The 7114-nt window shown below is 47.4% G+C and carries 4 protein-coding genes; 3 read left to right on the top strand and 1 reads right to left on the bottom strand.

The window, feature by feature from the left end:
* The 3 genes from Q384_RS12305 to murU all read left to right on the top strand — a co-directional run.
* Positions 1-4407, top strand: a 4407-nt coding sequence (locus Q384_RS12305; protein ID WP_037588690.1) for a beta strand repeat-containing protein, incomplete at its 5' end; no start/stop codon positions are given.
* 383 nt (positions 4408-4790) lie between these two features.
* A complete protein-coding gene (rarD, locus tag Q384_RS12300) occupies positions 4791-5708 on the top strand; it encodes an EamA family transporter RarD (RefSeq protein ID WP_037588689.1) in 918 nt (305 codons plus the stop codon).
* Positions 5705-6397 (top strand): N-acetylmuramate alpha-1-phosphate uridylyltransferase MurU, encoded by a 693-nt coding sequence (gene murU, locus Q384_RS12295; protein ID WP_037588688.1) that lies wholly within the window; start codon positions 5705-5707, stop codon positions 6395-6397. Before rarD ends, murU begins: the two co-directional genes overlap by 4 nt.
* Before the next feature lie 526 nt (positions 6398-6923).
* Here the strand turns inward: murU and Q384_RS13865 are convergent.
* On the bottom strand, positions 6924-7114 hold a 191-nt coding region (locus Q384_RS13865), incomplete at its 5' end, for a hypothetical protein (RefSeq protein WP_037588687.1).

The following is a 7114-nucleotide window of genomic DNA, read 5'->3' as shown; positions in this document are numbered from 1 at the left end:
CCGCCGAACCAGCCGAGCGGCAACGTCAGCGTGACCAACACCGATCCGGCGGGCAACACCTCGAACCCGACCGATAAACCGTTCACCGACACCACTGCCCCGAATGCACCGACCGTCAGCGTAACCGACAGCGGCAACGGCGACGGCGGCATCACCGTTAGCGGCACAGGTGAACCGAACAGCAGCATCACCGTTACTTTCCCCGACGGCAGCAGCGGCACCACGACCACCGACGGCAACGGCGACTACAGCATCGATTCGCCGCCGAACCAGCCGAGCGGCACCGTCAGCGTGACCAACACCGATCCGGCGGGCAACACCTCGATCCCGACTAACGAATCGTTCACCGACAGTACTGCACCGAATATTGCAATTACAACGGTTCCCACTGATGTCATCAACAAAGCGGAATCGGACAATATCAGCATCAGCGGAACGGTCAGCGGTGCAGAAGACGGGCAAACAATCACGGTAACCATTACTGACAGCGCAGGCACAACAGTAACCGCTACAGTTGCGGTATCGGGCAACACATGGGCAGTGAGCAGTGTTAATGTCAGTACATTGACAGACGGTGAGTTGAGCATTACTGCCAAAGTTGAAGATCAGGCAGGTAATCTTGCTAATACTTCGGTGGAAAAAGCAACAAAAGACACGGAAGCGAGCATCACCATTACCGAACCGATTGCCGGTGATAATGTGATGACAGCACAAGAATCTCAAGGACTTGCTGTCAGCGGAACGGTCAGCGGCGTAGAAGACGGGCAAACAATCACAGTAACCATTACCGACAGCGCAGGCAACACAGTTACAGCCCAAACCACCGTTTCAGGCAGCAGCTGGACGGTGAGCGGCATTGATGCGAGCAGCTTGACTGACGGCAGTGTAAACATCGAAGTTTCTGTTACCGACCAAGCAAACAATACGGCTGATGCCGCACAGGCAGCTGATAAAGACAGCACCGCGCCGAATATTGCGATAGACGCGCCCGTTGCCGGCGATGGTTTAATTTGCGGCAGCGAGCAAGCTGCCTTGAGTATTACCGGTACAACCGATGCAGAAACCGGGCAAACAGTTAATATTATCATTGCCGATTCTTCAGGCAGCAGTGTGGCTGTCAGCGCAATCGTGAATGCCGGTGTATGGGGCGTGAGCGGTGTTGATGTAAGCAGCTTGGCAAATGGTGAATTAACAATCACTGCCGAAGTGAGCAATAAAGCGGGTCATTCCTCATCAGACAGCAAAACAGCAGATAAAGAGCCTTCGGTTGCGATTGATTCACTGGCTAATGATTCCGGCACGGCGGGCGATTGGATCACCAATGATCTTGATCCATTGATTGGCGGACACATTGACGGCACGTTGGGCAGCGGTCAAAAAGTACAATTGAGCTTAGACGGCGGCAGTACATGGGTGGATCTTGCGCTTAGCAGTGATGCCAGTATGTGGACTTATCAATTGCCTGCAGTCAGCAGCGATACCACTTATAGCTTAGTGGCTCGTATTGTGAAAGATGACGGCAGCATCGGTGCAACCGACAGTAAAACGCTGGAAATTAACGTTACAACCATTCCGATTGCCACACCGACAATTGATGCGATTACAGATAATGTCGGTGCAGCAACGGGCAACGTCAGCAGCGGCGGCATCACCGATGATACCACGCCGAGCCTTTCAGGCAGCCTGAGTGCATCATTGGCAGCTGATGAAACCTTGTATATTTACCGCAGTTACACAAACAGCAGCGGCAATACTATTTCTATGCTGGCAGGTACGGCAACGGTAAACGGGACATCGTGGATATTCGATGACAGCGGCTTGGTTGATGGAATCAGCTACACTTATACCGCCAAAGTGGTGAATAACGTGGGCAACAGCACCGTTTCTGCGGGCTACACCATCATTGAACATGCTCCGCCGCTGATTCAAACGGTAGCATTGGAAGCGGCAACAGACAGCGGTGTGGTGGGTGATTGGATTACCAATGCCAGAGGATTTAATTTGGATATTGGTTTAAGCAAAGCATTACAAGGCAGTGAGGAAGTAATCATTACCATCGGCAGCAACACCTACACGCCAACTTCTTCGTCCGGTACATCATATTCATTTGTCATTCCTGAAACCGATGTGTCTGCCGACGGTGATTACCCGGTTACTGTAAACGTATTGGATTCATCAGGTAATGTTGTGGATACCCAAGCGGTAACGGTTACGATAGACCGCACACCGCCCGCCGCACCCACCATTAATCCCAATAACGGCATCAACGACATTACCGGAACAGGCGAAGCGGGCAGTACAATCATAGTTACCTTTCCCGACGGCAGCAGTGCAACCACTGTTGTCAGCGAAGGCGGACAATGGACAATGCCCAGCCCGGGCGGTTTGGCAAACGGCGACACAATTACCGCCAAAGCCGCCGATGAAGCCGGTAATACTTCAACTGATGCAACAACCCAAGTGGACAGGATTTCGCCGGCAGAGATAACCGGAATTGCCTTAACCCCGGCAAGTGATTCAGGTATTCAAGGTGATTATATTACCAACCTCACCCCTGAATTATATGTTTATGCTCCCCAAGGCATGACTGCCGATGAAACCTTACAAATCAGCTTAGATAACGGTGCAAGTTGGATTAATTTACTGCAAGGACAGCAAGTTTTTGGTGAGGGGAGAGTTTACTCTGACATTCGCTTATTGCCCGATGGTGATTACACTTACCTTGCCCGTATTGTTGATGCGGCGGGAAATGCCGGACCCGTAACCAGTCAAATCATCACGATTGATAAAAACAATAGTTTAACCATAGATACAAACGGCACGAGTTTGAGCGGCACAACCGATAAAAATGCCACTGTGGTTGTTACCCAATCAGACGGCAACACAGTAACCACTACGGCTGATTCAAACGGCAATTGGTCGTTTGCCAATAACCCGATTGCCGCCGGCACCACAGCCAACATCACAGCCACAGATGCAGCGGGTAACGCTGCCGCCGCACAAGCGCAAAGCAACGCCCCTGTGCCGCAGGTGAAAATCACCACGCCGATTATGGGTGATGACATGATTGACGGCAAAGAAAAAGCGAAAGTGGTTGTGTCGGGTACGGTAACAAATATTGCAGACGGGCAAACAGTAAACGTAACCTTTACTTCAAGCCCTGACGCCAACGGGGCCACTAAAACCGTTACTGCCGCCGGCACTGTTTCAGGCGGAAAATGGAGTATTACCAGCGATTTAACCAGCATGGATAATGGTTGCACCACCATTAAAGCTACTGTAAACGACAGTGCCAGCGGCATAACTGTAAACGACACCGCATCGGTGAACTACGTTGGGCATCCGATTGATGTTGCGATTCAAATTGATGTAGGCGGCAATGATAATGTCATTACCCCATCGGATTTGCAGGCAGGCAAGCTGCCAATCAGCGGTATCTATCGCTACATGCACGCATGCGATACCATTGATTTATACGCTGAATTTACTGACGGCACGGGAACGGTTCAGCGCATCAAAATCGGCAGTACCGTGGTTGATGGCAAGCTGGACAGCAACGGCACAGGTACATGGTCAATGGTAGCGGATATTGACACCAGCATTATCCCCGACGGTTCAGTGTTATTGATTGCCGTCGGCACCAATATTGCCGGCACCGAAAGCTCGCTGACAGGCGAAGCCCTGCACACTGTGCAGCTGGATTTAGATGCCAACATTGAACCATCACTGAAGCTGGATACCAGTACCACGCAATTGGCAGATGACATTGTTGACGGCACAGAATACCGCCAAGTTTATGTCAAAGGCGATGCTTTCGGCATACCCGGCGGCACAAATTTAATGTTTGTGATTACCGACAAAGACGGCAATCAACACACCACCAGCACAGTAATTAACAACGGAAAATTCAATTCGTCCATTACCTTTGAAGGCTTGTCGGAAGGTCCTGTGGACATTCAGCTGATTGCGAAGTGGGACCAATACAAATGGAATCCCATCACCAACCAAAACGATGTTACCCATAAAACAGTTGATTTCACGCATACGGTGATTTACGACCAAAGCTACGTGAAACCTGCTGGTTTCTCTGTTGGCTTCAATGAAGATGGTTTGCTTGGTGCGGATAATCAGCAAGAAGCAATTAACCCTTCTTCAGAAAACAGCACCAACGCCATAGCAAAATCGGCAGTGAAATTTGCAGCTGACTTGGCATCGCTGCACGGCTTGTTGGAGGATAACAGCAATGACATTGAAAGTGTGCTTGCCGCCAATGGTAACATTCAAGCCAATGCGGATTTTGTCGGTACATCGCTGAATGATATGGTTGGCAGCGCATACAGCCAAACGCTCGGTACACAAAATCATTTAGATGAATTGCTGAACAATGTACAACAGCTGATTGTCTGATGCTTGAGTTCAAGTTGTTGATAATATTTTCATCAATCAAACCCGCAAAGCAATGCTGCGCGGGTTTTTATTCGGCTTCTTTCAGGCAGCCTGAAATAAAAACAGTTTAAGGCGCATAAAATTTGCAGGGCAATCATCAGGCAGCCTGAAAAAATCAATGCAAGCCATCGCTGGTAAAGTACAATCGGCTTCTTTTTGACACACTGTTTATTTAAAATCAGAAAGAAGTAAGATATACCATTTTTATCACTGATTTTGTATTTAGAGAGTTGGTTCAAATGGTTATTGCCGTGCTTTTCAGGCAGCCGTCATACTGAATAAATGATTCGGCATCAGTAAAATAAAAAACTTTATATACACTTCATCAGCAAAAGAAATTCATCATGCCGTCTTCGCCTTTATCTGAACGACTCACGCAAACCCAGCAAGGTTTTCTGTATGCGTTTTGTTGTTATTTGTTTTGGGGTTTGTTTCCGATTTATTGGTATCCTTTACTGGGGCAGCCAATTGATGCGGAGCAATTGCTGGCACAACGCATTGTCTGGTCGTCGGTAGTGGCAGTGGCATTGCTGCTGATGTGGCGGCAGGGCGATGTGGTTTGGCAGGCTTTGAAGCAGCCAAAACTTTGGCGGATATTTTTGCTGTCGGCACTGACATTATCCATTAACTGGCTGACATATTTGTGGGCGGTTACACACAATCATGTGTTAGATGCGAGTTTGGGTTATTTTATGTCGCCTTTGGTGAGTATTGTTCTCGGGTGTGTCTTTTTAAAAGAAGTGCTGAGCCGTGTACAGCTGGTTTCGGTGATTTTGGTATCGGCGGGTGTATTGTGGCTGGCATTGCTTTCAGGGCATGTGCCTTATGTGGCGTTATTGTTAAGCATCAGCTTTGGTTTGTACGGACTGTTGCGTAAACAAGCACCATTGCCGGCGCTGGCAGGTTTAACGCTGGAAACACTGATGATGCTGCCGTTTGCGTTGTTGTTTTTGGCTTGGGTATGGATACGCAATGAATTGGTATTCAGTGAATTGCCCGCAATCCCTTTGATGCTGGTTATCGGTTCGGGCGTGGTTACCACCTTGCCGCTACTGCTGTTTGCTGCCGGAACAAAACGCATCAGCTTGGTGAGCATCGGCATGATTCAATATGTTTCGCCCACGCTGCAATTTCTTGCCGGTTTATTTGTGTTTCATGAGGCTTTCAATGTGCCGCGGTTTATCGGTTATTTATGGGTGTGGGCGGGTGTGGGTTTATTTGTGTGGAGCAGTGTGTATCGTTGGAGAAAGGCAAAAGCATGAAAGCAATGATTTTGGCAGCAGGCAGAGGCGAACGCATGCGCCCGCTGACCGACACTTGCCCGAAACCTTTACTGACCGCCGGATTTGATACTTTAATCGGGCATCATCTGCGCCGATTGCGCCAAGCAGGGTTTACTGACATCGTGATTAATCACGCGTGGTTGGGTAAACAAATTGAAGAGGCATTGGGCAGCGGCGCGGCATACGGCGTGAATATTGCCTATTCGGCAGAGGGCGAAACCGGTTTGGAAACCGCCGGTGGTATTGCCGCCGCTTTGCCGCTTTTGGGTAGTGAACCGTTTTTGGCAGTGAACGGTGATGTGTTTACCGATATTGATTTTCAGGCAGCCTTTGTACTTGCCGATACATTGAATGCGCATCACCTTGCGCATTTGTGGCTGGTGGATAATCCGCCGCACCATATAGCAGGTGATTTTGTTTTATTGGATAACGGCTGCCTGAAAGCCGCAAAAGAGGGCGCGGAAAAATATACATTCAGCGGCGTGGGGGTATATCACCCGATGTTATTTTCTTCACTGGAGATCGGTAAATCAGCCAAGCTTGCGCCGCTTTTGCGTGATGCCATGAACAATGATGGCGTATCGGGGCAAAAACACACAGGGGTGTGGCTGGACGTGGGAACACCGCAGCGGCTGGCTGAAGCAGCAAGGTTGGCAGGAAATGGTTGAAGTATCCTGAAAAAGCAAATAATAAAGGGGCTTGGAATAAGCTATAGCTAAACTATTAAAATTTTCAAAATGATTAGCTGGAAAAACTACGGCTAATTGCCTGAAATCTGCTGAACTAAGTCATGTTTGCTTTTTTGAAAAAAATAATAGTACAGCTGTAGTAATCACAGCCAAACCGTTTTAATAAAGCCCATGCGCTCTCTTTGAGTGCATGGGCTTTATTAAAACAGGGCTATTTTGCATGATTGTTACAAAAATACAACAGTGCAAGAAAAAATACTGTTTGCTATTGCAATAAACTATCAATGATATTATAGTTCAATAACGTTACAGTTATACTGTTCTTCACTGTTCTTCACTGTTCTTCACTGTTCTTCACTATTAGCGTAATTGCGAAAAATAAGTACCGGGTTTTTTATTGGGGTGGGTTTTAAAGTCTGAGGTTTACCGCACGATAAATAGATGGCTTGGCGAAATAGAATACACGATATAGATTATAGGCTATGAATTGAAATAGCTCAATTTTTTAATAATAGCAGAACATGGCTTCTATAAGAAGATGATATAAATCTGCCATGCCAAATTTTAAATAATTTTGAATTTTAGCTGTGTCAATAAAATTAAATATTAATGGATTGATATATTTCAATTTATTTTTAAAAAGAAAACTAATTTTTAAATAACCATGACTATTATTTTTCATAGTCTTTGAAATAT

The sequence above is a fragment of the Stenoxybacter acetivorans DSM 19021 genome (assembly GCF_000745895.1).
GTDB lineage: Bacteria > Pseudomonadota > Gammaproteobacteria > Burkholderiales > Neisseriaceae > Stenoxybacter > Stenoxybacter acetivorans.
This window is presented reverse-complemented; position numbering and strand designations above follow the sequence as displayed.